Origin of the sequence: Cellulomonas sp. ACRRI (assembly GCF_022346185.1) — a bacterium.
Taxonomy (GTDB): domain Bacteria; phylum Actinomycetota; class Actinomycetes; order Actinomycetales; family Cellulomonadaceae; genus Cellulomonas.
On the sequence record NZ_JAKRMS010000026.1, the window covers coordinates 1 to 25,251 of the forward strand.

Genomic DNA, 25,251 nt, shown 5'->3' on the forward strand with positions numbered 1-25,251 from the left:
TTCGTGACCCGGTGGAACGAGCAGGCCCCGGCCCCGCCCGCCGGCGCCTGCTCGTTCCACCGGGTCACGAACGCCCCCAGGTGCAGGTCCTCGGCCCGCAGCAGCGCGGCCGCGTCGGCGAGCGGCCGGTGCACGTGCAGGTCGCCGGACCACCACCCGTCCGCGGCGAGGTCGGCCCACCGCTCCGGGTCGCACACGACGCGCGCGCCGGCGGCCCCGACGTCGACGACCCGCTCGACCCGCCGGTGCTCCGGCCCGCGCTCCACGACGACCGTGCAGGCCCCGCGCGGCACGGGGACCTCCGCGGTGCCGATGGAGAGGAAGTGCGCGGTGTACCCGGGCTCGATCGCGGAGCCGTCGGTGGGGTCGACGTCCATCCCGAGCACGCCCGGGCGGTCGTCGGCGGTCCGGTCGCGGACGGCGTCCCCGGGCGCGTGCCACGCGCCGTCCTCTCCGCGGACGGTGACGCGCGCGGGGGTCCCGGTCTCGATCGTCAGCGTCGGCACGCGTCGACCGTAGCGAGCGTCCCGGGGCGTCCCGCAAGCGCGCCGTGACCAGAAGTTCACCGGATGATGGGCAGGCACCTCGCCGTTTCCCAGGCCGTTCCCAGCAAGCGTGCCTAGCGTCGGGTGTCCTACGCAGTGCGATCGGATTCAACCAAGGGGTCCCGGGGGCCGGGACCAGGGGAGGACGACCCATGGCGCACACCACCCGACGCCGCACGCTCGGCCTGATGTCCGGCCTGTCCGTCCTCGTGGCGCTGGCCGCCTGCAGCAACGCCGACGCGGCCACCGAGGACGACGCGCAGTCGTCCACCGGGTCCGACGCGGGCTCCGGCGGCACGGACGCGACGGCGGGGGCCGGGACCGACGGCACCGCCGGCTCGTCGACGGGCGAGTTCACCGACGGCAGCTACACCGCCGAGGGCTCGTACTCCACGCCGGGCGGCGAGGAGTCGATCTCGGTCGACCTCACCGTCGCCGACGGCGTGGTCACCGACGTCACGGTCACCCCCGAGGCGACCGGCGGCAACGCGGCCCGCTTCCAGGACGAGTTCGCCTCCGGCATCGCCGACGAGGTCGTGGGCCAGGAGCTGGCCGGGCTGTCCGTCGACAAGGTCTCCGGCTCCTCGCTGACCGGCGACGGGTTCAACGCGGCGCTCGACCAGATCCGCGCCGATGCCGCGGCCTGACGCCACCGTCGCGTTCGACGCGATCGGCACCCGCTGGTCGATCGACACCGCCGAGCCGCTCCCGGAGGTCGTGCTCGGCGCGGTGCGGGACCGGATCGACCGGTTCGACCGGGACTGGTCGCGGTTCCGCGACGACTCCTGGGTGGCGGAGGTCGCGCGCGGCGGGGCGGGCCGGTACCGGCTGCCGGGCGACGCCGGTCCGCTGCTCGACGCGTACGACGCCGCGGCCCGGTGCACCGACGGCGCCGTCACCCCGCTGGTCGGCCGGGCGCTGGAGGAGCTGGGCTACGACGCGGCCTACACGCTGCGCCCGCGCCGGGACGCCGCCGGGTCGCTGGTGACGGCGCCCGCCCCTGACTGGCGCTCCGCTGCCCGGCGCGACGGCGCGACGCTGGTGCTCGACGAGCCGGCGCTGCTCGACGTCGGCGCGGGCGGCAAGGGCTACCTGGTCGACCTGGTGTCCGGCGTGCTCGCGGCCCACGGGATCGCGGAGCACGTGGTGGACGCGGGCGGGGACCTGCGGGTGGCCGGGCTCGGCGCCGGCCCGCTGACCGTCGCCCTGGAGGATCCCCGGGACACGACGCACGCGCTCGGCGTGCTCCGGCTCGCGGACGGCGCCCTGTGCGGGTCGGCGACGAACCGGCGCGCCTGGGGCGAGGGCCTGCACCACGTGGTCGACGCCCGCACCGGCTCGCCGACCTCCGGCGTGCTGGCCACCTGGGCGGTCGGGGAGTCGGCCCTGGCCGCCGACGTCGCCGCGACCGCGCTGTTCTTCGCCGAGCCGGACCTGGTGGCGTCCCGGTTCGGCGTCCGCTACGTGGTGCTGCGCGCCGACGGGAGCCTGCGCTGGTCCCTCGGCCTGGACGGGGAGGTGTTCGCGTGAGCGCGTTCGCGCGGCTGGACGAGCGGCTCGGCCGCGTCACGATGTACCGGCTGCTGACCCTGGGGCTGTCGGCCCTCGCGGTCGTGGCGCTGGTGCTCGCGGTGATCGACGTGATCTTCCTCGACCCCGGGGCGATGCTGGTCAGCGCGGCGGTCGCCGTGGCGGCGTCGGTGGCGAGCGCCTGGGGTGCCGCGCTGGCGTTCCGCACCCGCCCACACACCGAGTCGGCGATCATCACCGGCCTGATCCTGTTCTTCCTGTTCTGGCCGACCCTCGAGGTCCGGTACCTCGGCACGCTCGCCCTCGCCGCGCTGCTGGCGAACGCCTCCAAGTACGTCCTGGCCTGGCGCGGCCGGCACCTGTTCAACCCCGCGGCGGTCGGCGCGCTGCTGGTCGGGCTGACCGGCTGGGACGCGACGACCTGGTGGGTGGCGGACCGCTGGCTGCTGGTGCCGGTGCTGCTGCTGACCCTCGTGGTGGTCGTCCGGACGCGGCGCTACGCGCTGGTCGGCACGTTCGTCGGGGTCGCGGTGCTGGCCGTCGCGATCCGGCTGGTGGCCGAGGGGTCCGCGCCGTGGCCGGCGGTCCAGACGGCCGTGGTGTCCTACCCGATCCTGTTCCTCGGCGGCGTCATGCTGACCGAGCCGCTGACCCTGCCGCCGCGCCGCCGGCAGCAGCTGGTCGAGGCGGTCGTCGTCGGCGCCCTGATGGCCGTGTCGTACCACGTCGGGCCGCTGTACAGCACGCCGGAGGCGGCGCTGGTCGTCGGCAACCTGCTCGGCTTCGCCTGGGGCCAGCGCGGCGCCGTCCGGCTGACGCTGACCCGGTCGACCCGGCTCACGCCGCGCACGGTCGAGCTCGCGTTCCGCGCCGACCGGCCCGTGCGGTTCCGCCCCGGGCAGTACGTCGAGCTGACCGTCCCGCACCCCCGGCCGGACGCCCGCGGCACCCGGCGGGTGTTCAGCGTGTCCTCGGCGCCGTCGGCGGGCGAGCTCACCGTAGCGCTGACCGTGCCCGAGCGGCCGAGCACGTTCAAGCGGGCGCTGGCGGCGCTCCCGGTCGGGTCCCGGGTGCGGGCGACCGGCCTGGGCGGCGACTTCGTGCTGCCCGACGACGCGGACCGGCCGGTGCTGCTGGTGGCCGGCGGCATCGGGATCACGCCGTTCGCGTCCCAGCTCGGCGCGCTGGCGGCGGCGGGGGAGCGCCGGGACGTGGTGCTGGTGCACGCCGTCACCGACCACGCCGACCTCGCCTACGCCGACGTGGCGCGGGCGGCGGGCGCACGGGTGCTCGTGCTGTCGCCGACGCCGGAGCTGGACGGGCTGCCGGCCGGGGCGGTGCACCTGGGCGAGCGACGGCTGAGCGTCGAGGGGCTGGCCGAGGCGGTGCCGGACCTGGCGCAGCGCGACGCCTACGTGTCGGGGCCGCCGGCGATGGTCGACGGGACGCGGGCGCTGCTGCGGCGCGCGGGGGCGCGGCGGGTGCGGACGGACGCGTTCAGCGGGTACTGAGCCGGGGGTGGCGCGGGCCCGACGCCGCTGCCGGGCCGCCCGGCGGCGCGTAACCTCGCCGGTGTGACCTCGAGCGCACCCCCTGCCACGACCGCCCTCGTCGGCCCCGGTGCCATCGGCACCACCGTCGCCGCGGCCCTGCACGAGAGCGGACGGACGCCGCGGCTGTACGGCCGCACGCCGCGTGACCGCCTGGTGCTGCGGACGGGGGAGGGCACGGTCGTGGTGCCCGGGCCGGTCCGGACGGACCCGCGGGAGGTCCGCGCCCCCGTCGACCTCGTGCTGCTCGCGGTCAAGGCGACCCAGGTCGAGGGCGCGGCACCGTGGCTGTCGGCGCTGTGCGGCCCGGGCACGGTGGTGTGCGTGCTGCAGAACGGCGTCGAGCAGGTGCCGGTCGTGGCGCCGCTGGCCGGCGGGGCCGAGGTGCTGCCCGCCGTGGTCTGGTTCCCGGCGGTGGCCGAGCCCGACGGGTCGGTCCTGCTGCGTGGCGAGCCCCGGCTCACGCTGCCGGACGTGCCCGCGGCGGCGGTCGTCCACGACGCGCTGCGCGGCAGCAGGTGCGCTGTCGACCTCACCGCGGACTTCCCCACGGTGGCGTGGCGCAAGCTGCTGCAGAACGCCGCCGCGGGCCTCATGGTCCTGACCGGGCGACGCTCCGCCGCGTTCCGCCGGGACGACGTCGGCGACCTGGCGCTGCGCTACCTGCGGGAGTGCCTGGCGGTCGCCCGGGCGGAGGGCGCGGCGCTCGGGGACGACGTGCCCGAGGCGATCCTCGACGGCTTCCGGTCGAACCCGCCCGACCTGGGGACGTCGATCCTCGCCGACCGCGAGGCCGGGCGGCCGCTCGAGTGGGACGCCCGCAACGGCGTCGTGCTGCGCCGCGCCCGGGCGCACGGCATCCCGACGCCCGTGGGCGACGTGCTGGTCCCGCTGCTGGCGGCGGGGAGCGACGGCCCGGGCTGAGCGCCCGGGCGGCGCTCAGGGGGTTGCTGCCCCCCGGTGCGCCACCGCGTCGAGCTGGAACCGCAGCCCTTCGTGCGCGAACGCCGTCTGGATCGACTTCCGGGCCGGGTACCCGGCGGTGAACCGCTCCCGGAACACAGCCTCCATCGCCGGGATCTCCCAGATGTCCGCGAACAGGGCGTCGACCTGCACCACCTCGGCGAGCGACAGCCCGATCGTCGCGAGCCGCGCCTCCAGGGTGTCGAGCGCGCCGTGCACCTGCTCGGCGGTCGTACCGGTGGTGCGGCCGACGCAGTAGGAGACGAACACGAGACCACCGGCCTCGACCATGCCGGCGTGAGCCCAGCCCTCGTGGATCTCGTGCCGGGTGATCGCGTCCATGCCGCGGACCGTACCGCCGACCCGGGGGCCGGTGAGGGAAGACGGGTGGGGCGTCCGGCCCGACACGCCGGCGCATGTCGGGCAGAACGCCCCACCCGGGCGATCGCGAGGGTCGAAGGACCCGGGTCAGGCGTTCGTGACCACCAGGGCGACGTTGTGGCCGCCGAAGCCGAACGAGTTGTTCACGACCGCCAGGTCGCCCTCGGGCAGCGCGCGCGGGGTGTCCCGCACCAGGTCGAGCACGAGCTCCGGGTCCGGCTTCTCGACGTTGATCGTCGGCGGGGCCTGGCGGTCGTGCACCGCGAGCACCGAGAACACGGTCTCGAGCGCACCTGCGCCGCCGAGCAGGTGGCCGGTCATCGACTTGGTGGCGGACAGCGCGACCTGGTCGGCGTCGGAGCCGAGGGTCTCGCGGACGCCGCGGGCCTCGATGAGGTCACCGACGACGGTGGAGGTGGCGTGCGCGTTGACGTGCTTGACGTCGGCGGTGCCGATGCCGGCGTCCGTCATGGCCATCCGCATCGCGGCGATCTGGCCGCGGCCGGTCGGCTCGGGGGAGGTGATGTGGTAGCCGTCGGACGACAGGCCGACGCCGGCGACGGCCGCGTAGACCTTCGCGCCGCGGGCCCGGGCGTGCTCCTCGGACTCCAGGACGACGATGCCGGAGCCCTCGCCGATCACGAAGCCGTCGCGGTCGACGTCGTACGGCCGCGAGGCGCGGGCCGGGTCGTCGGTGCGGGTCGACAGCGTGCGGGACGCGGCGAACGCGGCCATCGGCATCGGGTGGATGGTGGCCTCGGTGCCGCCGGCGATCACGACGTCGGCGCGGCCGGTGCGGATCATCTCGACGCCGTAGCCGATCGCCTCGGCGCCGGACGCGCAGGCCGACACCAGGGCGTGCGCCCCGGCGCGGGCGCCGAACTCCAGCTCGACGTACGCGGACGGCGAGTTCGGCATCAGCATGGGGACCGTCATCGGCAGGACGCGGCGGGCGCCCTTCTCGCGCAGGGTGTCCCACGCGTCGAGGGTCGTCCAGATGCCGCCGATGCCGGAGGACACGACGACGCCGAGCCGCTCGGGGTCGACCTCGGGGGCGCCGGCGTCGGACCACGCCTCGCGCGACGCGATGATCGCGTACTGCGCCGAGGGGTCCATCTTCTTCATCTCGGGCCGGGGGAGGACCTCCTCCGGGCGGACCGCGAGCGTGGCGGCGAAGTCGACCGGCAGGCCGTACGTCTCGGCCCAGTCGTTGTCCAGGGTGCGCGCGCCCGACGTGCCGGCCAGGGCGGCCTGCCAGGTGGTGGGGACGTCCCCGCCGAGCGGGGTCGTGGCGCCGAGGCCGGTGACGACGACTCGCGTGCTCATGAGGTGCTCCTGGGGTGTCGGGTGCGGCTGGTGGTGCGGGGGTGACCCGGCGGCTGCCGGGACGCGACCGGGGTCCGCGCCGCGGGAGCGCTGGGCTCCCGGACGCCGCGCGGAGGCGGCGGCGCGGCGCGGACCCCGGTCGGGTGTCTCAGGCCTGGGCGTTCGAGATGAACGACACCGCGTCGCCGACGGTCGCGAGGTTCTTGACCTCGTCGTCCGGGATGCGGACCTCGAACTTCTCCTCGGCCAGGGTCACGATCGTCATCATCGACAGGGAGTCGATGTCGAGGTCGTCCGTGAACGACTTCTCGGGCAGGACCGAGTCGGTCGGCAGGCCGGTCTCCTCGCTGACGATCTCGGCCAGGCCGGCCAGGATCTCCTGCTCGCTGTGCGCCATCGGTGTCTCCTTGGTTGTGTGCTGCGCCCCACCGTGAGGTGCGGCGACGGTCGTGCGGTCGATGAACGGTACTGCGGTCGCGCGGCCCGTCAGGGCAGCACGACCACCTGGGCGGCGTAGACGAGGCCCGCGCCGAAGCCGATCTGGAGCGCCAGGTCGCCGCTCTTCGCCTGGCCCTCGCGGATCAGGCGCTCCGTGGCCAGGGGGATGGAGGCGGCCGACGTGTTGCCGGTGTCGGCGATGTCCCGGCCGACCGCGACGGTCTCGGGCAGCTTCAGCTGCTTGATCATCTGGTCGATGATCCGCATGTTCGCCTGGTGCGGGATGAACGCGTCGATCTGGTCGGCGGTGACGCCCGCGGCCGCCAGCGCCTTCTCGGCGACCGGGGCCATCTGCCAGACGGCCCACTTGAAGACGCTCGGGCCCTCCTGGCGCAGCGTCGGCCAGCCGGCGCCCTTGTCGCGGGTGTCCAGCCAGGAGTGGGTCTGCCGGATGGCCTGCGCCTGCGAGCCGTCCGAGCCCCACACCGTCGGGCCGATGCCGGGGAAGTCCGACGGGCCGATCACGACCGCGCCCGCGCCGTCGCCCAGCAGGAAGGAGATGGACCGGTCCGTCGGGTCGACGAACTCGCTCATCTTCTCCGCGCCGATGACCAGCACGTTCCGGGCGGTGCCGGCGCGCACCAGGGCGTCCGCCTGGCCGATGCCGTAGCAGTAGCCCGCGCACGCGGCCGACACGTCGAACGCGGCGGCCGGGGTCGCCCCGAGGCGGTCGGCCAGGATCGCGGCGCCCGACGGCGTCTGGTGGAAGTAGGTGACGGTCGCCAGGATGACGGCGTCGATGTCCGCGCCCGTCAGGCCCGCGTTCGCGATCGCCTCCCGCGCGGCCGTCTCGGCCAGGTCGAGCACGTCGGTGCCGGCGCCCGCGCGCACGCGGGTCACCATGCCGGTGCGCTGCCGGATCCACTCGTCGGAGGAGTCGATCGGGCCGACCAGGTCGTCGTTCGGGACGACGTTCTCGCCGCGGGCGGCCCCCAGGCCGAGGATCCGCGTGTGGGCGGGGCCGGTGGCCTGGGTCAGGGTGGGGCGGGTCACTTCGCGGTCTCCCGGGAGTCGTCGGTCGTGGGCGCGGCGCCGGGGGTCGCGGTGTGGCGGGCGACGAGGTCCCGGGCGGCGGGCAGGTCGGCCGGCGAGGTGATCGCGACCGTCTCCACCCCGGGCAGGCTACGCCGGGCCAGGCCCTTGAGCACACCACCGGGGGCGAGCTCCAGCAGGCCCGTCACGCCGAGCTCGAGGAGGGTCGCCTGGCACAGGTCCCAGCGCACCGGCGAGGCGATCTGGGACACCATGCGGGCCACGACGTCGGCGCCGGCGACGTCGGGCCCGAGGGCCGAGCCGTCCGCGTTGGTGAGCAGGGTCACGCGGGGCGACGCGGCCGGGGTCTGCGCGGCGACGGCGGCGAACGCGTCGCGCGCCGGGTGCATGAACGGGGTGTGGAACGCGCCGGCGACCTGGAGCGGCACGACCCGGGCGCGGGCCGGCGGGTTCTCGGCGAACCGGGCCAGCGCGTCCTGCGCGCCGGCGGCGACGACCTGCCCGCCGCCGTTGACGTTGGCGGGCCACAGCCCGGCCGCCTCGATCGCGGCGAGGACCTCGTCCGGGTCGCCACCCAGGACGGCGGTCATGCCGGTGGGCTCCGCGGCGGCGGCCTCGGCCATGAACCGGGCGCGCTGCCCGACCAGGGCCACGGCGGCGGCGTCGTCGAGCACGCCCGCGACGGCCGCGGCGGCGAACTCGCCGACCGAGTGCCCCGCCGTGGCGCCGGCCGCGACCGGTCCGCCCTCGTCCTCCAGCGCGCGCAGCGCGAGGAGCGAGGTGGACACGATGAGGGGCTGGGCCACCGCGGTGTCGCGGATGGTGTCGGCGTCGGAGGTCGTCCCGTGGGCGGTCAGGTCGACTCCCGACGCCTCCGAGAAGGCCGCCAGGCGGTCGGCGGATCCGGGCAGCTCGAGCCAGGGCGCGAGCATGCCGGGGGTCTGGGCGCCCTGTCCGGGGCAGACGATCGCGAGCACCCGACCACTCTGCCGGTCCGCGCGCGCCGCGCCCGCTCACGACCCGCACACGGTTGCCGCGTCCGGCTTGTCCGGGTCCCACAACGCTCGCGGGGTCCCCGCGGGGCGCGAGGTCGGCGGTTGCGCCCGAGGTCGTCGGTTCCGCCGGGGGTGCGGTGGCCGGAACCGACGACCTCGGCGGGGGTCAGGCGGCGGGGTGGTCCAGGCGGCCGACAGCGAGGGCCTGCTGGAGGACGTACGCCTCGCGCGGGTCGAGGGGGTCCCAGCCCGTCACCTCGGCGACGCGGCGCAGGCGGTACCGGACCGTGTTCGGGTGCACGTAGAGCGTGCGCGCGGCGGCCTCCAGGGACCGCCCGGCCGCCAGGTAGGCGGTCAGCGTCTCCAGCAGGCTGCCGGTGCTGGCCAGCAGCGGGACGTACGCCTGCTCGACCAGCAGCGCGCGGGCGCTCGCGTCGCCGACGAGCACCCGTTCGGGCAGCAGGTCGTCGGCGAGCACCGGGCGCGGCGCCTGGGGCCACGCCGAGATGGCGGCCAGCCCGGCGAGCGCGGCCCGGGCGGAGCGGGCGGCGTCCGCCAGGTCGGTCCCGGTGGGCCCGAGCACCACCGGGCCGGGCCCGAACCGGGGGAGCAGCGACGCGGCCGCCTCGCGCAGGTCGCCGGTGCCGCCGAGGAACACCACCAGCCGGTCGCCCTGGATGCCGACCAGCGCGTCGTCCGCGGCGCGGCGGGTCGCCCGGCGCAGGTCGGAGGTCCGCACGTCGTCCAGCGGGGAGGCGGTGGTGCCGACGACGACCAGGGTGCTGCCGCGCCCGCTCCAGCCGAGCGCCGCGACCCGCGACCGCAGCGAGTCGTCGACGTCCCCGCGGAGCAGCGCGTCCACGACGAGCGCCTCCAGCCGGGCGTCCCAGGCGCCGCGCACCTCGGCGGCGCGGGCGTAGACCTCGGCCGCGGAGAACGCGACCTCCCGGGAGTACCGCAGCACGGCCTCCAGCAGGTCCCGCTCGCCGCCCGGCGCGGCCAGGCGGTCGCTGTGCGACTCCACGACGTCCACCACCACGCGGACCAGCTGGAGCGTGTGCTGCAGCGAGATGGACCGGGTCAGCTCGGGCGGTGCGGTCGCGAAGATCTCGCCGACCCCGTGCGGTGGGCGGGACGGGTCGGCGAACCAGGTGACGAACGCGGTGATGCCCGCCTGCGCGACGAGCCCGACCCACGAGCGGTCGTCGGCGGGCAGCGCCCGGTACCAGTCCAGGTCCTCGTCCAGGCGGCGCATCGCGGCGGCGGCCAGGACGCCGCTGCCCTCGCGGACCCGGCGCAGGGTCTCGCCGTTGCTCGCGTCCGGCGCGGTCGCGATCCGTCCGGCGCGGGTGCGGTTGCGGGCGGGGGACAGGCCGTCGGCGGCCGCCGGAGCGGGCGCCGGGGCGGCGGGCGCGAGGGCGGCGGCGCCGGGCGTCGCGCGGGTGGTCGCCGCGGCGGAGCCGGCCGGCGCGCCGGGAGCCGTGGCGGACGCGGTCGTCGTCGACGCGGCGGGTGACGCGGCGGGCGACGCGGCCGGGACGGCGCCCTCGGGGGCGGGGGCCGCGGGCTTCCGGCGGGGCTGAGGCATGCGGTGAGCATAGGGCCCCGTTGTGGGGAACCGACAAAGGTCCCGGCGGTGTCGGACGGGGTGGCGGGCCGTTCGACCGGTGCGGGACGACCGCACCGGATAGTGTCGCGTCATGGCTCTGCTGCCCCGACTGCGCCGCCTGCTGGGCCGCCCTGCGCCCGCGTCCCGGATCGGGGCGCGCCGCCCGACGGGCGCGACCCGGCACGGCGACGTCCCCCAGGAGGACGCCCTGAGGTCCCGCCTCGGCGACGACCCCAACGACGAGCGCGCCTTCGCCGCCCTCGCCGAGATCGTCCGCCGGCACGCCGTCACGGGCGTCGACGACGACCCGCTGACCGCCGAGGCCGCCGACGCCGAGCGGCAGCGCGCCGCGGACCTGGCCGTGTGGTCGCTCGGCGAGGAGCTCGCCGGCAACCCCCGGGCCTGGTACCCGCTGGTCGAGGTCGCCCGGCTGTCCGTGCGCGACGACCTGGAGGGGACCCTCCGCCGGCTCACCACGGCCACGGAGCGCGACCCGTCCGGCGCCGCGCTCGTCGCGGGCCTGCGGCTGCTGCGCGAGGCGGGGCTGCCGGTCGAGGCGCTCGGGCTCGGCACCGGGCACTGGCACCCGCGCGAGCACGACCCCGAGGTCGGGCGCGAGCTGGTGCTGGCCGCGGTCGAGGCGGGTCGCCCGCTCGACGCGAAGCAGCACCTCGCGAACCTCGAGCTCTACCCGAAGCAGGACGACATCGCCCAGATGCGCCGCGAGCTGGCGCGGCTGGTGGACCAGGCGGAGCGGCACGCGGGCGCCTGACCCCCGGCCCGCGGCGCGGCGCGCGGCGTCGGTCCGCGCGCGGACCGACGCGAGTCCCGGGCGCCGGGAGCGAACCCGCGCGCCGAGACACGCCAGCGCGCCGAGAAAGGACCCGCGCGCCGAGATAGGACCCGCGCGCCGAGATAGGACCTGCGACGGTCCTACTCCGGCGGAACGGTCCTACGTCGGCGGCGGCGCGGCGCCGAGAACGGCGAAGGCCGGCGCCGAGGTCGGCGACGGCGCGGCGCCGAGATCGGTGGTTCGGGTCGAGATCGGTGGTGGCGAGCACCGATCTCGGGGAGAAGCACCGATCTCGCCCGGCCGCGTCGCGGCTGCCTCGCGCGCCGGGAGCGCGCGGGACCCCGGGACGGCGAGGGGCCCCTGCCCCGGCCCCGTTCGTCGAGATAGGACCGGCGCGCCGAGATAGGTCCCCCGACGGTCCTACCTCGGCGGAACGGTCCTATCTCGGCGACGGCGCGACGGCGACGGGCCCCGGGACGGCACCGGCCCCGGGACGGCGACGGGCCCCGCACCCCCCTCGAGGGGTGCGGGGCCCGTCGCCGTCAGGCGCGTGCGGTCAGGACTCGCCGCCCGCGTTGCCGGAGGTGCCGGCGGTGACGTCGTGCAGGCGGTACTTCTCGATCGCCTGGGCCGGGGCGTCCGCCGCGACCTTGCCCTCGCGGGCGAGCTGCTGCAGGACGCGGACCACGGTCGACGGGCCGTCGATCTTGAAGTGCCGGCGGGCGGCGGCGCGGGTGTCGGAGAACCCGAACCCGTCGGCGCCGAGCGTGGCGTACCGGCCCGGGATCCACTCGCGCACCTGGTCGGCCACGAGGTGGTCGTAGTCGGTCGTCGCGACGAACGGGCCCTCGGCGCCCTGGAGCTTGGCGGTGAGGTACGGCGTGCGCGCCTCCTCGCCCGGGTTCAGGAACGCGGCCTGGTCGGCGGCCAGCGCCTCGCGGCGCAGCTCGTTCCAGGACGTCACGGACCAGACCGCGGCGTGCACGCCCCAGTCCTCGGCGAGCAGCTGCTTGGCCTCGAGCGCCCACGGCACCGCCACGCCGGACGCGAGGATCTGGGCCTTCGGCCCGTCGCCCTCGGCCGGGGACAGCAGGTAGATGCCCTTGAGGATGCCCTCGACGTCCACGCCCTCCGGCTCGGCCGGCTGGACGATCGGCTCGTTGTAGACCGTCAGGTAGTAGATGACGTCGGGGTCGCGGCCGTCCTCGCCGAACATCCGCTGGATGCCGTCGCGGACGATGTGCCGGATCTCGTAGCCGTACGCCGGGTCGTAGTGCACGACGTGCGGCATGGTGCCGGCCAGCAGCGGCGAGTGGCCGTCGGCGTGCTGCAGGCCCTCGCCGGTCAGCGTGGTGCGGCCGGCGGTGGCGCCGATGAGGAACCCGCGGGTCATCTGGTCGCCGGCCGCCCAGAACTGGTCGGCCGTCCGCTGGAACCCGAACATCGAGTAGTAGAAGTAGAACGGGATCAGCGCCTCGCCGTGCGTGGCGTAGGACGTGCCGACCGACTGGAACGCGGCGGCGGAACCGGCCTCGTTGATGCCGGTGTGCATGATCTGGCCGGACTCGGACTCCTTGTAGGAGAGCATGAGGTCGCGGTCGACGGCGAGGTAGTTCTGGCCGTTGGTGTTGAAGATCTTCGCGCTCGGGAAGATCGAGTCCAGGCCGAACGTGCGGGCCTCGTCGGGGATGATCGGGACCAGGCGGCGGCCCAGCTCCTTGTCCTTCACGAGGTCCTTGAACAGCCGCACGAGCGCCATCGTCGTGGCGACCTCCTGCGTGCCGGAGCCCTTCTTCAGCAGCTCGTAGGCCTTGTCGCCCGGCAGCGTCAGCGGCTTGTGCGTCGAGCGGCGCTCGGGCACGTAGCCACCCAGCTGGCGGCGGCGCTCCTGGAGGTACTGGATCGCGGGGTCGTCCTGGCCGGGGTGGTAGTACGGCGGCAGGTAGGGGTTCTCGTCGATCTGCTCGTCCGTGATCGGGATGGAGAGCGAGTCGCGGAGCGCCTTGAGCTCGGCGCCCTTGAGCTTCTTCATCTGGTGCGTGGCGTTGCGCCCGGCGAACCCGGAGCCCAGGCCGTAGCCCTTGACGGTGTGCGCCAGGATGACGGTCGGCTGCCCGGTGTGCTCCCGCGCGGCCTTGTAGGCGGCGTAGATCTTCCGGTAGTCGTGGCCGCCGCGCTTGAGGGCCCAGATCTCGTCGTCGGTCATCTTCTCGACGAGCTGCTTGGTGCGCGGGTCGCGCCCGAAGAAGTGCTCGCGGATGAACGCGCCGTTCTCCGCGCGGTAGGTCTGGTAGTCGCCGTCGGGCGTCTCGTTCATCAGGTGGACGAGCGCGCGGTCCTTGTCGGCGTTGAGCAGGGCGTCCCACTCGCGGCCCCACACGACCTTGATGACGTTCCAGCCGGCGCCGCGGAACTGCGCCTCGAGCTCCTGGATGATCTTGCCGTTGCCGCGGACCGGGCCGTCGAGGCGCTGCAGGTTGCAGTTCACGACGAAGGTCAGGTTGTCCAGGCCCTGCTGGGCGGCGTGCTGCAGCATGCCGCGCGACTCGGGCTCGTCCATCTCGCCGTCGCCGAGGAACGCCCAGACGTCCTGCTGGCTGGTGTCCTTGATGCCGCGCAGGTGCAGGTACTTGTTGGTCCACGCCTGGTAGATCGCCGACGCCGGGCCGAGGCCCATCGACACGGTCGGGAACTCCCAGAAGTCCGGCATGAGCCGCGGGTGCGGGTAGGACGGCAGGCCGCCGCCCGGGTGCGAGACCTCCTGGCGGAAGCCGTCGAGCTGGTGCTCGGTCAGCCGGCCCTCGAGGAACGCGCGGGCGTAGACGCCGGGGGAGGCGTGGCCCTGGAAGTAGATCTGGTCGCCGCCGCCCGGGTGGTCCTTGCCGCGGAAGAAGTGGTTGAGGCCCACCTCGTACAGGGTGGCCACCGACGCGTAGGAGGAGATGTGGCCGCCGACGGCGACGCCGGGGCGCTGCGCGCGGGTCACCATGACCGCGGCGTTCCACCGGTTCCACGAGCGGTACCGGCGCTCCAGGACCTCGTCGCCCGGGAAGTACGGCTCCTCGTGGACGCCGATCGTGTTGACGTACGGCGTGTTCAGCTCGGCCGGCACCGCCACGTTCCGCTCACGCGCGCGCTTGAGCATGCTCAGCAGCACGTAGCGGGCCCGGGGGCCGCCCTTGTCGTCGATGAGCCCGTCGATGGACTCGACCCACTCGGAGGTCTCCTCGGGGTCCACGTCCGGGACCTGGCTCAGCAGGCCGTTGATGAGCGGTCCGCGCTCGTCCTTCGAAGCCACCAGTGCTCCTCGCCTCTCCACGCGGGGGCCGGTCGGCCCCGGTGCGCATCTCGGCCCGCCGGTGTGCGCGCCGGTTTCGGTGCGCGCCGCCGCCGGGCGGGTAGTAGGACCATTGTCCGCCGTCCGGACACCGAAAGTCTCCCAGTCCGACACTCGGGATGCGTGACGTCCGTGACAGTCGCCCCCGGTGTGGGTGTCCCCGGTCACGTCCGCGCACGTCACGGCGCGTTTCGGCGCCCCCGCAGCCGCCGGCGCGGGGCGGTCGGCGGCGGGTCGGCGGACGGCGGGTGGGCCGGGGTGCGGTCACCCGCCGGGTCGCGGGTGCCGCGGCGCTCGTCCGCGGCTCGCGGGGCCGGCCGGCGCCACGACGGTGCTTGCCACGCGCACGTGGGGTGCGGTGGGCTACCGTTCGGTGATCATCGAACAGGTGGCGCCCGGGACCCACCGGGCACTCCCGACGGAAGGAACAGGTCAGGACGTGGCATCCAGCACCGGCGACGCCCCCCAGGGGGCGGGCCGTCTCGGGTTCACCTCGGGCCAGGTGGTCCAGGAGTTCGGTTACGACGACGACGTCGACAACGACCTGCGCGCCGGGCTGGAGGGCATCACCGGCACCGAGCTCGTCGACGAGGACTACGACGACGTCGTGGACGGCGTGGTCATCTGGTTCCGCGACGAGGACGGCGACCTGGCGGACACCCTCATGGACGCCATGACCGTGCTGGACGACGGCGGGCAGATGTGGGTCCTGACCCCGAAGCCGGGCCGCGACGGCCACGTCGGGCACGACGACATCGAGGAGGCCGCGACCACGGCCGGCCTGCACGCGACGAGCACGTTCTCGATCGCGGGCGACTGGTCCGCGACGCGCCTCGGCAGCCGCGGCCGCGGGCGCTGAGCCCGGCGCGGTCCCGGCCGTGAGCCAGGCCCCGGGCGTGCCCGCCGTCGGCGACGCGGCCCCCGTGCTGACGCTGCCGGACGCGCACGGCGCGCCGGTGACCGTCGGCGGGGCGTCGGCCGCGCCCGTGCTGGTGGTGTTCGTGCCGTTCGCGTTCTCGCGGGTGTGCACCGCGGAGCTCGGCGAGCTGCAGGCGCACCTCCCGGAGCTCCACCGGGCCGGGGTCGGCGTGCGGGCGGTGTCCTGCGACCCGGGGCCGGCCCTGCGCGCCTGGGCCGAGCAGGACGGGTACACGTTCCCGCTGCTGTCCGACTTCTGGCCGCACGGCGCGGCGGCGCGGGCGTACGGGGTGTTCGACGAGGTCGACGGGTACGCGCGGCGGGGGTCGTTCCTCCTCGACGCCGGGGGAGTGCTGCGCTGGTCGCTCGTGCACGAGGCGGGGCGGGCGCGGCCGTTCGGGGCGTACCGGGAGGCCGTCGCGGCGCTGTGACGCCGGGTGCCGGGGTGGCCGGTCGCGCGTCCGCCGGCGGCACCCGCACCGGTAGGCTGCGCACCGCAGCAGGGGCCTGTAGCTCAGTTGGTCAGAGCGCCGCGCTTACACCGCGGAGGTCGTCGGTTCGAGACCGGCCGGGCCCACGACACGGCGTCGACGACCCGACCCGCTCGCCCACCCGCCCTCACTCCGACGGATCGCCGGGCGTCAGCACGGCGACGGCCCCGGCGGCGAGCGCCGTGGTCAGACAGCCGCGCACGCGCTGCATGTCCGCGTCGACGGCTTCCGGGCGGAGGGCGAACGTCACGCGCGGGAACGGCGAGGCGGCCGACCGGACGGTGGCGGGGTCGACCGCGCCGTCCTGAGCGCACGTCTCCGCGCCGCCGACCGGGTCGGGGAGCGCGATGTCGAACCGGTACCCGGCGCCCTCGGCGTAGTGCTCGACCCAGGGCCCGGGCGTGGGATCACCGGACGAGCGGTCGACGCCGTAGCGGCCCGTGGTGTCCCAGTAGGTCGTCGACAGCAGGACCGTGACGACCTCGTCGGCGCCGGTCGCCCGGACGGCGGACGCGTCGACGGTCCCCAGGTCGCCCTCGCTCGACACCTCGGCCGAGCCGCGGGGGATGCGTGGCGTGAGCCAGCTCGCGGCCCTGAAGGGAGTCTGCTCCACGACGAGGTCCACCTCGCCCACGTGGCCCCCGGCCCGCAGGTGCGTGCCGTCCCGGACGCTGGGATACGCCATCACCAGGCTCGACGCGAGGAAGGAGGTCGTGGTGACGTCCATCGAGGCAAGCTCGGCGTCGACAGCACCGGCCACGTCGTCACGGGTGCGAGCCTCCGGGACGACGAGCGCGACCATCCACCCCATCGAGCAGTGGTAGCCGACCGGGTCGGCGAAGACGCCGTCGCCCATCTCGGTCCCGCAGGCATCCGCACGGCCCTCGCCCAGGACGGTGACCCGGTCGGAGAACCGGATCCGCTCGACCGCGTCGTCGAGCGCGACGCGCGCGGCGGCGCGGGCCTCGGGGATGCCCTCCATGTCCGGGTCGTACGACGGGCCGCTGCACCCGGTGAGCCCGAGCAGGAGCCCGCCGAGGACGGCTCCGGCCGGGAGCCGGCGGCGGAAGACCCGGACCGGCGGATCGTGCGGACGTGTCACGGCGACACCGTAGGGGACCGCTCGGCCGTCGCACCGGAGCTCGCGGCTGCGCCACCCGCCTGGGCGAGGAACGCCGGCTCTGCGGACCGGGACGCCGAGGGCGCGCCCGCAGGTCGTCGGACGTCCGCGCCGGGTCGGCGACCGCGCGGAGGCGAGGTCAGCGCAGGCGCGCCTGCAGCGCGACGAACCGCGGCTCGCTGAACCCGAGCGCCCGGTACAGCGGCTCGGCGGGCGGCGTGGCGTTCAGCTCGACGACGTGCGCGCTCGTCTCGGCGCGGAGCCGGTCGAGCAGCGCGGTCGTGCAGCGCCGCGCGAGCCCGCGGCCGCGGTGCTCCGGGCGGGTCACGACCGTGGAGACGCGCGCGTGGGACCCGTCGGGGCTGCTCGGGCTCGGTGCGTGCTGCTCCACCGCGCCGACGGCGGCCGCCACGACGCCGTCGACGGGGTGCTCGGCCACCACGGCGACGACGGACCCGCGGGCGAGGCGTTCGGCGAACCAGGCGTGCGCCGCGAGCCGCCACGGGCTGTCGGCGGGCCCGGGGTCGGTGCCCATCCCGGCGAGCATCAGCGCTCGCAGCTCGACGAGGGCCGGGGCGTCCTCCGGGGTCGCGTGACGGACGCGGGCGGGGGCGGCGGGGTCGTTCGGCACGCCGCCATGGTGCCGCCGGCGGCGGACACGGGCGAGTCGCGGTCCGTGCGCCGCGGCATGCCGCCCCCCGGTGTGTGCAGTGCACGCGCCGTGCGGGCGGGAGGCCCGCGCGGCCACCGGACTGCCTCCGCCGTGGCGCGCCGGGCGCGCATTCCGCACCGGGTCCTCCCGGTGACGCGGTCGCGGCTCCTAGCGTCGGCGCATCTCGTCCGGACCCCCGGACGCGTCAGCCGCCGGCCGCGGGGACGTCCCCGCCGCCACCCCCTGGAGGAAGACGTGAGATCTCGCACCGCTGCCGTGGCGCTGGCCGCCACGATCACGCTCGCGGCGACCGCCGCCTGCGCCCCGGCCCAGTCGGGCGGTTCGGCCGCCGCGGACGACGTCCAGGACGGCACCCTGCGGGTGTGGCTGTTCTCCGAGGTCACCCAGGACCCCAAGGAGCAGGTGGTCGACGAGGCCGTCGCCGAGTTCGAGGCGGACCACGAGGGTGTCGAGGTGGAGGTGGAGTACATCCCGGTCGACGCCCGCTCGGAGCGGTTCACCGGGGCGTTCAACGACCCGTCGTCGGCGCCGGACGTCGCGGAGATCGGCAACACCGACCTCGCCGGGTTCGTCGACGCGGGCGGCCTGATGGACGTGACCGACGCGATCGCGGACTGGGACGAGGGCGCGGACATCGACCCCGCGGTGCTGGCGACGACCGAGATCGACGGCGCCTCGTACGCGGTGCCGTGGTACATCGGCGTGCGCGCCCTGTACTACCGCACCGACGTGTTCGACGAGCTCGGCCTGCAGCCGCCGGCCTCGCTGGCCGAGCTCGAGGAGACGGCCCGCACCGTGCGGGCCGCCCGGCCCGAGCTGGTCGGGATCGCGACCGGCGGCGCCGCGCAGTTCGCCTTCCTGCCGTACATCTGGGCGCACGGCGGCGAGATCGCGCGGCAGGACGCCGACGGCGCGTGGACGGGCACCCTCGACTCCGCCGAGGCCCGCGAGGGCGTCGCGGCGTACGCCCGGCTGCTCGGCGACGACATCTGCCCGGCGCAGACCTGCGCGGAGTGGGGCGGGAACGCGTCGGTCCAGGAGTTCGTCGCGGGCAACGCGGCGATGACCATCGGCGGCGACTTCAACCGGCGCGCGGTGGACGAGTCCGCGGTGGGCGACCGGTACGCCGTCGTCCCGCTGCCCGGGGTCGAGGAGGGCTCGATCGCCCCGGCGTTCGGCGGCGGCAACCACCTGGCCGTGCTGTCGTCCACCGAGCGCCGGACGCTGGCGACCGAGTTCGTGCAGCTGCTCGCCGGCAAGCGGTACCAGCAGGCGATGTTCGACGCGATGGGCAACATCCCGGTGTTCACCGACGTGCAGGCCGACGTGGCGGAGCAGGTCCCCGCGATCGCCCCGTTCGTCGAGACGCTCGCCGCGGGCACGGCGTTCGTGCCCGTGACGCCGGCGTGGAGCACGGTCGACGCGCAGGGCGTGCTCCCGACGATGGTGCAGACCGTCGCGACCGGGGCCGCGGACGTCGAGATGGCGACCGCCGACGCGACCGCGGCGCTGGACGCCGCGTTCGGCGCGCAGTGACGGCGACGCACGCCGCGCTGCCCGCCGCGGGCGGGGCCACCCTGCCCGCGGCGGGCGGCGCGCCCCGCCCGCCGCGGCCGCTGCTGTCGCGCCGCGGCCGCGGCACGACGACGTGGGCGCGCCGGTGGGAGCCGCGGTTCTACCTGGTCCCGGCGGTGGTCGTCCTCGGCGGCCTGCTCGCCTACCCGCTCTACCAGCTGGTCGTGGTGTCGCTCTACGACTACCGGCAGGCGAACGTGTCCGGCAGCGCCCCGCTGCGGTTCATCGGGCTGCAGAACTACGCCCGGCTGCTGGGGGACGAGGCGTTCTGGACGGTGCTCGGCAACACGGTGGTGTTCGCCGGGGCGTGCGTCGTCGCGACGCTGGCGGTCGGCGGCGCCCTGGCCCTGCTCGCGACCCGGCTGCGGCCGTGGTCCCGGACGGTGCTGTTCCTCGCGTCGCTCGGCGCGTGGGCCACGCCCGCCATGACCGGGTCCGCGGTCTGGCTGTTCCTGTTCGACCCGACGCTCGGCTTCGTCAACCAGACGCTCACGGCGATCGGCCTGGACGGGTTCGCGGGGCACTCGTGGACCTACGACAAGTGGTCCGCGTTCGCGCTGGTCGGCGCCGAGATCGTCTGGTGCTCGTTCCCGTTCGTGATGGTGACCCTCTACGCCGGGATCATCGGCGTGCCGACCGAGATCCAGGAGGCGGCCCGCCTGGACGGCGCCTCCACCTGGCGGATCGCGCTGAGCATCGTGGCCCCGATCCTGCGGCCCGTGCTCGCGATCGTCACGATCCAGTCGATCATCTGGGACTTCAAGGTGTTCACGCAGATCTACGTCATGACGGGCGGCGGCGGGATCGCCGGCCAGAACCTCGTGCTGAACGTGTACTCGTACCAGCAGGCGTTCGCGGCGTCGCAGTACGGCCTCGGGTCCGCGGTCGGGGTCATCACCACGCTGCTGCTGATGGTCGTGACGCTCGCGTACCTGCGGGCGCTGCGCCGGCAGGGGGAGGAGCTGTGAGCGCCCCGGTCGTCGCCCGCCGCCGGCCGCGGGTCGGCGCCGACGTGGTGGCCGTGCTGGTCGCCGGGGTCGTCGCCTTCCCGCTGTACTGGATGCTGCTGTCCGCGCTCAAGCCGACGACCGAGCTGATGTCGGGCGACGCGCTGCCGTACACGCTCCACCCGACGCTCGACGCGTTCGCCCGGGTGCTGTCGGTGGAGAACGTCGGCCGCTACCTGCTCAACTCGGTGCTGGTGGCGGCGGTGGCCGTGCCGGGCGCCATGATCTGCGCCTTCTTCGCCGCGGTCGCCCTCACCCGCTACCGGTTCCGCCTGCGCACCACGCTGCTCGTCACCGTGCTCGTCGCCCAGATGGTGCCGGTCGAGGCGCTGACGATCCCGCTGTTCTTCCTGTTCCGGTCGTTCGGCGCGGTCGTCCCCGAGCTGGGCCTGAACCACCTCGGCTCGCTCATGCTCGTGCACATCGCCTTCTCGACGCCGTTCGCGATCTGGATGCTGCGCGGCTTCGTCGCGGCCGTGCCCGAGGAGGTCGAGGAGGCCGCCCGGCTGGACGGCGCCTCCGGCCCGCGGTTCGTCCGGTCGATCCTGTTCCCGCTCGTCGCCCCCGGCCTGGTCGCGGTCAGCATCTTCGGGTTCATCTCGACGTGGAACGACTTCCTGTACCCGCGGACGTTCATCATCTCGGCGCAGGAGAACCAGACGCTGCCGCTCGCGATCCTCAACTTCTTCAAGCCCGACCAGAACGACTGGGGCGCGATCATGGCGGGCTCGGTCATCATGACGCTGCCCGTGCTGGTGTTCTTCGTGTTCGTGCAGCGGCATCTCGTCTCCGGGCTGGCGGGAGCCGTGAAGGGGTGAGCGTGGACGAGATCCAGGGCCGGAACGAGTCGCTGTCCGTGCGCCGCAGCCTGCAGCTGCTGGAGCAGGTGCGGCAGCAGGCCACGGCCGAGCGCGGGGTCCCCGTGGCGACGCTCGCCGCGCAGCTCGGGGTGCACCGCTCGACGGCCACCCGGCTGCTGGCCCCGCTCGTGGAGGACGAGCTGCTGGCGCGGGACTCCGCGGGCCGCTACCGGCTCGGGCCGGGGGCCCTGCGGCTCGGCCAGTCGTACGTCGACGAGCTGGACGTCGCGGGTCTCGCGGCGCCGTACCTGCGGGACCTGGCGGCGCGGACCGCCGCCACCTGCGCCCTCGGGCTGCCCGCGGGCGGGTCCGTGCGGATCGCGGCGTGGGTCGGCGACGGCGGGCGGCTGCCGAGCGGCGCGGGCCTGGGGACGCTGCTGCCGACCTACTGCACGGCGCTCGGCAAGGCGGTCCTCTCGGTCGCGCCGGCGTCCTGGATCGACCGGGCGATCGCGACGGGCCTACAGAGCTTCACGGCCCGCACGATCACGGACCCGACCGAGCTGCGCGGCGAGCTCGACCGCACCCGCCGCCGGGGCTTCGCCCTGAACGACCGCGAGCACGACCTGCACGTCCGCGCGGTCGCGTCGCCCGTCCTGAACCACGTGGGGTCGGTGGTCGCCGCCGTCTCCACCTCCACCGACCACACCCGGATGCCGCCGGCCGCGATCCGCACGCACGCCCGTGCGACCGCCGAGGTCGCGCGCACCCTGTCACGCGCGATGGGCTGGACCCGCGCGCCGCAACCCCTGCGAGAGGTCTGACGTGACTGCTTCCACCCCGCTCGGCCTCGTCCCCGCGCCCCGCGACGCCGTGCTGGCCGGCGACGACGCGGTGCTCCCCGCTGCCTTCGTCGCCCGCATCGATCCCGAGCTCGCGGGCGCGCGCGCCGTCCTGCTCGACGTCCTTGCCGTCCGCCTGGGCTGCTCGGTCGCGGTGGTCACGGACGACGGCGGGTCCGCCGCCGTCCGGCTCGCGCACCGCCCGAGCATGCCCGAGGAGGACTACCGGCTGACCGTCGACGGCGCGCGCGAGCCCGTCGTGCTGATCGAGGCCGGGGGCGCGGCGGGGGCGCGGCACGCGCTGCGCACCCTCCAGCAGCTCGCCGGGCCGGCGGCGTTCCGCACCGTCCCGACGGGACCCGTGGCCGGCGTCCCGCTGCCCGGCGTGCTGGTCGACGACGGGCCGCGGTTCGGTCACCGGGCGGTGCTGCTCGACGTCGCCCGGCACTTCATGCCGAAGGACGGGGTGCTGCGGTTCATCGACCTGGCGTCCGCGCACAAGCTCAACGTGCTGCACCTGCACCTGACCGACGACCAGGGCTGGCGGATGGAGGTCCGGGCGTTCCCGCGGCTGACCCAGGTGGGTGCCTGGCGCACCGAGTCGCAGGTCGGCTCCTCGCGGTCACCGCTGCGGGATGGCACGCCGCACGGCGGCTACTACACGCAGGACGACCTGCGGGAGATCGTCGCCTACGCGCGCAGCCGCGGGGTCGTGGTGGTCCCGGAGATCGACGTGCCGGGGCACTCGCAGGCCGCGATCGCCGCCTACCCGCACCTCGCGCCCCACCTGCCCCCGCAGCAGGTGTGGACGCGGTGGGGCCTGAACCCGCACGCGCTGGGCGTCTCGGACGAGGTGCTGGCCTTCTTCCGCACCGTGCTCGACGAGGTCATGGAGATCTTCGACGCCCCGATGATCTGCCTCGGCGGCGACGAGGTGCCGACCCAGGAGTGGGCGACCGACCCGGAGACCGTGGCCCGCGCCGCGCAGCTCGGCCTGGACGACGTCGACGAGCTCGTCCCGTGGTTCGTCGCGCAGCTGGCCGAGCACCTGCGGGCGCACGGGCGGCGGGCGACGGTGTGGGACGAGGTCGGCGGCGCGCGCGTGCCGACGGACGTGGTCGTGAACTCCTGGCGCGGGTACCGGGGCGGCATCGACGCGCTGCGCGACGGGCACGATGTCGTGGTCTGCCCGGAGCACGAGGTCTACCTGGACCACCGGGCGGCGGCCGGGCTCGACGAGCCCGCGCCGGTCGGGACCGTGCACACGGTGGAGGACGTCTACCGGTTCGAGCCGCTCACGGAGCAGGTCGCCGAGGCGGCGGCGGAGCCGGGGGCGGGCGCGGTGCTGGGCGCGCAGGCGCACGTGTGGACGGAGCAGCTCGACAGCGGGCGGCGGGTCGACTACGCCGCCTACCCCCGGCTGACGGCGTTCGCCGAGGTCGTCTGGTCGCCCCTCGAGCGGCGGGACTGGGCCGACTTCGACCACCGGCTCCGCGGCGCGCACCTCGCCCGGCTCGACGCCGCGGGCGTGGAGTACCGCCCGCTGGACGGGCCGCACCCGTGGCAGCGGCGGCCCGCGGTCCCGGGCTGGCCGCTGCGGTTCGACGAGCTGGGCCGGCTGGTGCACGCGGAGGACGGTGCCCGATGACGAGCCCGGAGCCGGCTGTCGCGCGGGTCCCGGGGCCGGGCGAGCCGCTGCTGCTGCGCGGCGGGCTCGTCGCGGACGGCACGGGTGCGCCCGCCCGCCCGGCGGACGTGCTCGTCGCCGGCGGCACCGTGGTGCGCGTCGCGCCGGGCCTGAGCCCCGCCGGGGCGGAGGTGGTCGACGCGAGCGGCATGGTGGTGATGCCGGGGTTCGTCGACGCGCACGTGCACGCCGACGCCGCGGTGCTCGACCGCGGCGTGCAGGACGCGCTCGCCCACCAGGGCGTCACGACCGTGGTCGTCGGCCAGGACGGGCTGTCCTACGCGCCGTCGCACGCGCCGGGACGGGACGGCCCGGACGCCGCGGCGTTCGTCCGCCGCTACTTCGCCGCCGTCGACGGCGACCACCCCGGGTTCGCCGCGGGGTCCGTCGGCGACCTGCTCGCGACGTACGACGCCGCGACCACCGCCGACGTGGCGTACCTCGTGCCGCACGGGACCCTCCGGTACGCCGTCGTCGGCCCCGACCCGCGCCCGGCCCGCCCCGACGAGATCGGCGCGATGGCCGACCTGCTGGCGGCCGGCCTCGACGCCGGCGCCCGCGGGATGTCGACCGGCCTGGAGTACGCGCCCGCGTGCTGGGCCGAGCCCGACGAGCTGCTGTCGCTCTGCGCGGTCCTCGCGAGCCGCGGCCTGCCGCACGTCTCGCACATGCGGGGCTACGAGGACCGGGTGCCGGTCGCGCTGGCCGAGCTGCTCGACCTGTCCCGCCGCACCGGCGTGGCGACGCACGTGTCGCACCTGCACGGCCCCGCCGACGTCGTCGTGCCGCTCCTCGACGCGGCGCTCGCCGAGGGCCACGACCTGACCTTCGACAGCTACCCCTACCTGCGCGGGGCGTCCGTGCTGGCCCTCGTCGCGCTGCCCACGTGGCTGCCCCTGGCGGACCTCGACCGGGCGACGGCGATGCTGCGGGACGAGGGCGTGCGCGCCCGGCTGCTGGCCGAGGACCTGCCGGCGCGCGCCGGCGTGTGGCCGCGCGTCACGCTGGCGTCGGTCCCGCACCCGGACTACCGCTGGGCGGAGGGCCGGCGGCTGGTCGACGTCGCCCGGACGCTGGGGGAGCCGCCGGCGCTGACCGCCCTGCGCCTGCTGGCCGCCACCGGGCTCCGGGTGGGCTGCGTGTTCGAGCAGCCGCCCACGGCGTCCGAGGCCTCGGTCCGGGCGCTGCTCCGGCACCCGGCGCACTGCGCGGGGTCGGACGGCATCTACGTCGGCGGGCACCCGCACCCGCGGGGCTGGGGGACGTTCGCCCGGTTCCTCGGGACCCACGTGCGCGAGCACGGCGACTGGGACTGGGGCACCGCCGCACGGCACCTCGCCGGGACCGCCGCCGCGCGGTTCGGGCTGGCGGACCGCGGCGTGCTGCGGCCCGGCGCCCGGGCCGACGTGGTGGTCCTCGACCCGCGGACGGTGGCGGACACCGCGACCTACGCCGACCCGCGCTCGCCGGCGCGCGGCGTGCGCGACGTCCTGGTCGCGGGCGACCCCGTCCTGTGGCGGGGCGAGCGCACCGACCGCCTCCCCGGCCGCGGCGTCCGGTGACCCCGCGGCCCCCACGCACCACCGAGCAGCCGGACCGACCGGCGCACCACGAGGAA

The 25,251-nt window shown here is 75.8% G+C and carries 23 protein-coding genes and 1 tRNA gene; 14 read left to right on the top strand and 10 right to left on the bottom strand.

Translation table 11 applies throughout. The annotated features are described in order from the left end of the window. On the bottom strand, positions 1–506 hold a 506-nt coding region (locus tag MHY85_RS07250), incomplete at its 3' end, for a hypothetical protein (RefSeq protein WP_239194878.1). A gap of 191 nt (positions 507–697) precedes the next feature. On the opposite strand from MHY85_RS07250, the gene MHY85_RS07255 reads away from it, so the two are divergent. The 4 genes from MHY85_RS07255 to MHY85_RS07270 all read left to right on the top strand — a co-directional run bounded on the left by MHY85_RS07255 (position 698) and on the right by MHY85_RS07270 (position 4,549). Continuing rightward, positions 698–1,192 (top strand): FMN-binding protein, encoded by a 495-nt coding sequence (locus MHY85_RS07255; RefSeq protein ID WP_239194880.1) that lies wholly within the window; start codon positions 698–700, stop codon positions 1,190–1,192. Then, positions 1,179–2,075 carry an FAD:protein FMN transferase gene (locus MHY85_RS07260; protein ID WP_239194882.1) on the top strand — a complete coding sequence of 299 codons (897 nt, stop codon included), beginning with the start codon at positions 1,179–1,181 and terminating at the stop codon, positions 2,073–2,075. Before MHY85_RS07255 ends, MHY85_RS07260 begins: the two co-directional genes overlap by 14 nt. After that, on the top strand, positions 2,072–3,586 hold the full coding sequence (locus MHY85_RS07265; RefSeq protein ID WP_239194884.1) for an FAD-dependent oxidoreductase: 1,515 nt from the start codon (positions 2,072–2,074) through the stop codon (positions 3,584–3,586). Before MHY85_RS07260 ends, MHY85_RS07265 begins: the two co-directional genes overlap by 4 nt. Positions 3,587–3,649: 63 nt before the next feature. Then, complete coding sequence (locus MHY85_RS07270; RefSeq protein WP_239194886.1) at positions 3,650–4,549, top strand: oxidoreductase; 900 nt, start codon at positions 3,650–3,652, stop codon at positions 4,547–4,549. Between the two features lie 15 nt (positions 4,550–4,564). Here MHY85_RS07270 and MHY85_RS07275 read toward each other — a convergent pair whose 3' ends face one another. The 6 genes from MHY85_RS07275 to MHY85_RS07300 all read right to left on the bottom strand — a co-directional run bounded on the left by MHY85_RS07275 (position 4,565) and on the right by MHY85_RS07300 (position 10,369). Further along, positions 4,565–4,930: a RidA family protein gene (locus tag MHY85_RS07275; RefSeq protein WP_239194888.1), complete on the bottom strand. Its 366-nt coding sequence runs from the start codon at positions 4,928–4,930 to the stop codon at positions 4,565–4,567. Positions 4,931–5,056: 126 nt separating this feature from the next. Beyond that, on the bottom strand, positions 5,057–6,295 hold the full coding sequence (locus MHY85_RS07280; protein WP_158375882.1) for a beta-ketoacyl synthase: 1,239 nt from the start codon (positions 6,293–6,295) through the stop codon (positions 5,057–5,059). A 148-nt stretch (positions 6,296–6,443) separates the two neighbouring features. Continuing rightward, entirely contained in the window at positions 6,444–6,692 is a 249-nt protein-coding gene (locus MHY85_RS07285) for an acyl carrier protein (protein ID WP_146838928.1), read from the bottom strand. Positions 6,693–6,781: 89 nt separating this feature from the next. Then, positions 6,782–7,786, bottom strand: a complete 1,005-nt coding sequence (locus tag MHY85_RS07290) for a beta-ketoacyl-ACP synthase III (protein ID WP_239194890.1) — start codon at positions 7,784–7,786, stop codon at positions 6,782–6,784. Next, a complete protein-coding gene (locus MHY85_RS07295; protein ID WP_239194892.1) occupies positions 7,783–8,763 on the bottom strand; it encodes an ACP S-malonyltransferase in 981 nt (326 codons plus the stop codon). The genes MHY85_RS07290 and MHY85_RS07295 overlap by 4 nt, the downstream gene beginning before the upstream one ends. Positions 8,764–8,947: 184 nt before the next feature. After that, on the bottom strand, positions 8,948–10,369 hold the full coding sequence (locus tag MHY85_RS07300) for a CdaR family transcriptional regulator (protein WP_239194894.1): 1,422 nt from the start codon (positions 10,367–10,369) through the stop codon (positions 8,948–8,950). Positions 10,370–10,481: 112 nt separating this feature from the next. On the opposite strand from MHY85_RS07300, the gene MHY85_RS07305 reads away from it, so the two are divergent. Next, the gene (locus MHY85_RS07305) at positions 10,482–11,162 is read left to right on the top strand and encodes a hypothetical protein (RefSeq protein ID WP_239194910.1); all 681 of its coding nucleotides are present in this window, start codon (positions 10,482–10,484) and stop codon (positions 11,160–11,162) included. A gap of 577 nt (positions 11,163–11,739) precedes the next feature. Here MHY85_RS07305 and aceE read toward each other — a convergent pair. After that, positions 11,740–14,481: a pyruvate dehydrogenase (acetyl-transferring), homodimeric type gene (aceE, locus tag MHY85_RS07310; protein ID WP_239194913.1), complete on the bottom strand. Its 2,742-nt coding sequence runs from the start codon at positions 14,479–14,481 to the stop codon at positions 11,740–11,742. Between the two features lie 478 nt (positions 14,482–14,959). Here aceE and MHY85_RS07315 point away from each other — a divergent pair, with 478 nt between their 5' ends. The 3 genes from MHY85_RS07315 to MHY85_RS07325 all read left to right on the top strand — a co-directional run bounded on the left by MHY85_RS07315 (position 14,960) and on the right by MHY85_RS07325 (position 16,015). Then, positions 14,960–15,379 carry a DUF3052 domain-containing protein gene (locus MHY85_RS07315; RefSeq protein ID WP_239194932.1) on the top strand — a complete coding sequence of 140 codons (420 nt, stop codon included), beginning with the start codon at positions 14,960–14,962 and terminating at the stop codon, positions 15,377–15,379. A gap of 19 nt (positions 15,380–15,398) precedes the next feature. Further along, entirely contained in the window at positions 15,399–15,869 is a 471-nt protein-coding gene (locus tag MHY85_RS07320; RefSeq protein ID WP_239194935.1) for a redoxin domain-containing protein, read from the top strand. Positions 15,870–15,941: 72 nt separating this feature from the next. After that, positions 15,942–16,015, top strand: a tRNA-Val gene (locus MHY85_RS07325). A 41-nt stretch (positions 16,016–16,056) separates the two neighbouring features. Here MHY85_RS07325 and MHY85_RS07330 read toward each other — a convergent pair. Together MHY85_RS07330 and MHY85_RS07335 are read right to left on the bottom strand one after the other, a co-directional pair. After that, positions 16,057–17,031: a hypothetical protein gene (locus MHY85_RS07330; protein WP_239194938.1), complete on the bottom strand. Its 975-nt coding sequence runs from the start codon at positions 17,029–17,031 to the stop codon at positions 16,057–16,059. Positions 17,032–17,188: 157 nt separating this feature from the next. Continuing rightward, a complete protein-coding gene (locus MHY85_RS07335) occupies positions 17,189–17,680 on the bottom strand; it encodes a GNAT family N-acetyltransferase (protein WP_239194941.1) in 492 nt (163 codons plus the stop codon). A gap of 276 nt (positions 17,681–17,956) precedes the next feature. Between MHY85_RS07335 and MHY85_RS07340 the strand changes: the two genes are divergently transcribed. From MHY85_RS07340 to MHY85_RS07365, 6 genes are read left to right on the top strand one after another with little or no spacing between them, the layout of a single operon-like run. Next, complete coding sequence (locus tag MHY85_RS07340; RefSeq protein WP_239194944.1) at positions 17,957–19,258, top strand: extracellular solute-binding protein; 1,302 nt, start codon at positions 17,957–17,959, stop codon at positions 19,256–19,258. Continuing rightward, positions 19,255–20,265: a carbohydrate ABC transporter permease gene (locus MHY85_RS07345; RefSeq protein ID WP_239194947.1), complete on the top strand. Its 1,011-nt coding sequence runs from the start codon at positions 19,255–19,257 to the stop codon at positions 20,263–20,265. The genes MHY85_RS07340 and MHY85_RS07345 overlap by 4 nt, the downstream gene beginning before the upstream one ends. Beyond that, positions 20,262–21,122 carry a carbohydrate ABC transporter permease gene (locus tag MHY85_RS07350; RefSeq protein ID WP_239194950.1) on the top strand — a complete coding sequence of 287 codons (861 nt, stop codon included), beginning with the start codon at positions 20,262–20,264 and terminating at the stop codon, positions 21,120–21,122. Before MHY85_RS07345 ends, MHY85_RS07350 begins: the two co-directional genes overlap by 4 nt. Before the next feature lie 2 nt (positions 21,123–21,124). Further along, entirely contained in the window at positions 21,125–21,928 is an 804-nt protein-coding gene (locus MHY85_RS07355; RefSeq protein WP_239194952.1) for an IclR family transcriptional regulator, read from the top strand. 1 nt (position 21,929) lies between these two features. Then, positions 21,930–23,594, top strand: coding sequence for a beta-N-acetylhexosaminidase (locus MHY85_RS07360; RefSeq protein WP_239194954.1), 1,665 nt, complete (start codon positions 21,930–21,932; stop codon positions 23,592–23,594). Continuing rightward, entirely contained in the window at positions 23,591–25,195 is a 1,605-nt protein-coding gene (locus tag MHY85_RS07365; protein ID WP_239194956.1) for an amidohydrolase family protein, read from the top strand. Before MHY85_RS07360 ends, MHY85_RS07365 begins: the two co-directional genes overlap by 4 nt. Positions 25,196–25,251 lie beyond the last annotated feature (56 nt).

Excerpts from the sequence above, each read along its gene's own strand:
- MHY85_RS07365 (WP_239194956.1), top strand. The coding sequence starts at position 23,591 with ATGACGAGCCCGGAGCCGGCTGTCGCGCGGGTCCCGGGGCCGGGCGAG.
- MHY85_RS07280 (WP_158375882.1), bottom strand. The coding sequence starts at position 6,295 with ATGAGCACGCGAGTCGTCGTCACCGGCCTCGGCGCCACGACCCCGCTC.
- MHY85_RS07285 (WP_146838928.1), bottom strand. The coding sequence starts at position 6,692 with ATGGCGCACAGCGAGCAGGAGATCCTGGCCGGCCTGGCCGAGATCGTC.
- MHY85_RS07300 (WP_239194894.1), bottom strand. The coding sequence starts at position 10,369 with ATGCCTCAGCCCCGCCGGAAGCCCGCGGCCCCCGCCCCCGAGGGCGCC.
- MHY85_RS07260 (WP_239194882.1), top strand. The coding sequence starts at position 1,179 with ATGCCGCGGCCTGACGCCACCGTCGCGTTCGACGCGATCGGCACCCGC.
- MHY85_RS07255 (WP_239194880.1), top strand. The coding sequence starts at position 698 with ATGGCGCACACCACCCGACGCCGCACGCTCGGCCTGATGTCCGGCCTG.
- MHY85_RS07305 (WP_239194910.1), top strand. The coding sequence starts at position 10,482 with ATGGCTCTGCTGCCCCGACTGCGCCGCCTGCTGGGCCGCCCTGCGCCC.
- MHY85_RS07275 (WP_239194888.1), bottom strand. The coding sequence starts at position 4,930 with ATGGACGCGATCACCCGGCACGAGATCCACGAGGGCTGGGCTCACGCC.